Raw genomic sequence first — 3,022 nt, 5'->3', positions numbered from 1 at the left:
GGCGCCGTGCCGCCCGGCCCCGGCCGCGGGGCCGCCGTGACCGCGGCGGTGGGGGAGGCGTGCACCGGACCGGCCCGCAGGGCCCCGCCCGTGCCGACGGTCCGCAGCTCCTGCTCGGCCCACTCCGCCGGTGTGCGCTCCGCCGGGTCCTTGCGCAGCAGGCCCTCGACGACCGGCGCGAGCGGACCCGCGCGGTGCGGCGGCGGCAACGGGTCGTCCACCACCGCGCGCAGTGTGCCCAGCGCCGTGTCCTGACGGAACGGCGAGTGGCCCTCGACGGCCGCGTACAGGAGCACCCCGAGCGACCACAGGTCGGACGCGGGGCCGGGGGTGCGACCCAACGCCCGCTCCGGCGCGAGGTATTCGGGCGAGCCGATGATCTCGCCGGTCATCGTCAGCGCCTGCGTGCCCTCCAGCTGCGCGATGCCGAAGTCGGTGAGCACGATACGGCCGTCGTTCGACAGCAGGACGTTGGCCGGTTTGACGTCGCGGTGCAGCACACCGGCCTCGTGGGCGGCCCGCAGCGCCGCGAGGACCTCGGCGCCGACCTGTGCGGCGCGCCGCGGTGGCATCGGGCCCTCGGCGTCCAGCTGGTCGCCGAGCGAGACGCCGCGCACCAGCTCCATCACGATCCAGGGCCGCCCGTCGTCGAGGGCCACGTCGTACAGGGTGATCACGTTGCGGTGCGCGACGCGGGCCGCCGCCCACGCCTCCCGTTCGAGCCGCGCGTACATCCGCTCGACCTCGGCCGCCGGGAGGCCGGCCGGTGCCCGCACCTCCTTCACGGCGACCTCGCGCCCGAGCACCTCGTCGCGGGCGCGCCAGACCGTGCCCATGCCGCCCTCGCCGATCGGGTCGATCAGCCGGTACCGGCCCGCGATCGTCCGTGCACTGCCCCTGTCCGGCTCCGGATCCACGGGCGCCCCCTCGACGGCGAGACAACTCTGAACAAAAGTAGCTCGATCGAGGGGGATTGCCGCCCCTTCGGACCCGGTTCCCTCAGGGGCGGGCGGGGCACAGCCGCACGGGGTGAGTGAGATGGGACACGTTGCGCCCGGGGGCGGCGCCGGCGCGGTGCCCGCGCTGCTCCGTCGGGTCCGACACGCCGGTCCGCGCTCCGACTTGACCGCGACCGGCCCTTCACTCCCTGTCACGAAGGGGGCGGAAGGCGGCCCGGAATTGCTCGCTCCGTGCCCTGCTTGTCCAACTCGCCCTGGAATCAGTCAGATTCGGAGCGTAGTCGTCGACGGGGCGTCAACCTCCGTACGGGGCAGGTGAATCCTGCGCCCGGGATACACGAGTGTCGCGCTGGGGCGATAGGGTTAACCTGCCCGGGCCGGGTGCCCTCGTACGGGTGGGGAGTGACATGGAACAGATAACAGTGCGCAGCAGGCCTCGAGTGCCTGCGATCACCTGCGGGAGCAGCGCGACCAGTTCGCGGCTCGACCGCCATCTCTCGGTGCTCGGCGGCCCCGCCGTCCCGCAGCGCGAGGCGGCCGAGGCGACGACGCTGATGCGTGAGCTGACCGCGCGTGACCACGCGCACGAGCGCAGCGGCAGGGTTGCGCGGATGCGGCGGGTCTCGCTCTTCGCTCCGCTGCGGCGACTGCGCCGCACGCTGTTCGGCAGCCACTAGGACCGGCTGCCGCAAGACCGGCTCCAGGGCCCGCGTCCGACCTCCGCGCCGTCCGGCGTACCGCTGCGCTTCTCCGCGACCGTCATCCCCACGGCATGCGGCGGGCGCCCCGGCGGGGGAGTCGGGTGCGGGCCCTGACCCGTGCGCCCCGCGGCTCGGACGCTCCCGCAACTCGGTCGCTCCCGCCGCACGGACGCTCCCCGCGCCGGACCTCAGCCGCGTGCCGATCGGCGTACGGCGGGCGGCACGCACAGGACGAGCAGCACCAGGCACCACACCAGCGAACCGGCCACCGGATGCGTCACCGGCCAGGCACCCGACTCCGGCACCGGGGCGTTGCCGCACAGGTCGCGCACGGCCGTGGCCAGGGCGCTGATCGGGTTCCACTCCGCGAGCGCGCGCACCCAGCCGGGCATGCCGTCGGTCGGCAGGTACGCGTTCGACAGCATCGGCAGCATGAAGGTGGCGCTGCCCAACTGCCCCGCCGCCTCCTCGCTCCTGGACGCGAGCCCGAGCAGGATCCCCAGCCAGGTCGCCGCGAAGCGGAACAGCAGCAGCAGGCCGAGGGCGCCGAGCGCGGACAGCGGCCCGCTCTCGATCCGCCAGCCCATCGCGAGCCCCACGAGCACCATCGGCACCAGCCCCGCCGCCGTCGTCAGGACATCGGCGACGGCCTGGCCGAGCGGCACCGCGGCCCGGCTCATCGGCAGCGTGCGGAAGCGGTCCATCACCCCGCGGTGCGCGTCCTGCGCGGCGGCGAACATCCCCGTCATGATGCCGTTGGCCGCCGTCGCCACCAGCATCCCCGGCACCAGGAAGGCCCGGTACTCCTCGCCCGGCATCGCCAGCGCGCTGCCGAACACGTACCCGAAGAACAGCAGCAGCGTCACCGGCATCGTCTGCGTGAGGATCAGCAGTGCCGGGGCGCGCCGGATCCGCTGGAGGTGCCGGCCGACCACCGCCGTGCCGTCGTACAGAACCGTGCTCATGCCAGTGCCTCCGTCGGGGTGGGGCGGCCGGCGGTCAGCCGCAGGAACACGTCGTCGAGCGTGGGCGGACGCAGGCTCGCGTCGACCACGGGGACGCCCGCCGCGTCCAGTTCGCGCACCACGCGGGGCAGGGTGACGGCCGGATCGAGGACGACGGCCCCGACGGTGCGCCGCTCCGCGTCGAGCGCGGGGCGCGATCCGGTCAGCTGGTCCAGGACGACGGCCGCGGCGTGCAGGGCCTGCGCACCGGCGTCCTCGGCGACGACGACCTGCGCGTAGTGCCCGATCCGGGCCTTCAGCCGGGCGGGCGTGCCGGTGTGGGCGGCGCGGCCCTCGTCGATCAGGACGATCTCGTCGGCCAGCAGATCGGCCTCCTCCAGGTACTGGGTGGTGAGCA

The 3,022-nt window shown here is 74.6% G+C and carries 3 protein-coding genes and 1 pseudogene; 1 reads left to right on the top strand and 3 read right to left on the bottom strand.

Annotation, left to right across the window (positions count from 1 at the left end; translation table 11 throughout):
* Positions 1-836: serine/threonine-protein kinase (locus tag GTW43_RS00500; protein WP_237536327.1), on the bottom strand; the 836-nt coding region annotated here is incomplete at its 3' end.
* Between the two features lie 530 nt (positions 837-1,366).
* Here GTW43_RS00500 and GTW43_RS00495 point away from each other — a divergent pair.
* On the top strand, positions 1,367-1,636 hold the full coding sequence (locus GTW43_RS00495) for a hypothetical protein (RefSeq protein WP_161299537.1): 270 nt from the start codon (positions 1,367-1,369) through the stop codon (positions 1,634-1,636).
* Between the two features lie 212 nt (positions 1,637-1,848).
* Here GTW43_RS00495 and GTW43_RS00490 read toward each other — a convergent pair whose 3' ends face one another.
* Positions 1,849-2,625, bottom strand: a complete 777-nt coding sequence (locus GTW43_RS00490; RefSeq protein ID WP_161299536.1) for an ABC transporter permease — start codon at positions 2,623-2,625, stop codon at positions 1,849-1,851.
* Positions 2,622-3,022, bottom strand: a pseudogene (locus GTW43_RS00485) (daunorubicin/doxorubicin resistance ABC transporter ATP-binding protein DrrA); the annotation flags it as partial. The gene GTW43_RS00490 and the pseudogene GTW43_RS00485, both read right to left, overlap by 4 nt.

The sequence above is a fragment of the Streptomyces sp. SID5785 genome (assembly GCF_009870065.1).
In the GTDB taxonomy this organism is placed as follows: Bacteria; Actinomycetota; Actinomycetes; order Streptomycetales; family Streptomycetaceae; genus Streptomyces.
Note: the sequence above shows the minus strand (reverse complement) of the source record. Positions and strands in the feature narration are given on the sequence as shown.

Bases quoted from the DNA above. Each gene is read 5' to 3' on its own strand.
- GTW43_RS00490 (WP_161299536.1), bottom strand. From the start codon at position 2,625: ATGAGCACGGTTCTGTACGACGGCACGGCGGTGGTCGGCCGGCACCTC.
- GTW43_RS00495 (WP_161299537.1), top strand. From the start codon at position 1,367: ATGGAACAGATAACAGTGCGCAGCAGGCCTCGAGTGCCTGCGATCACC.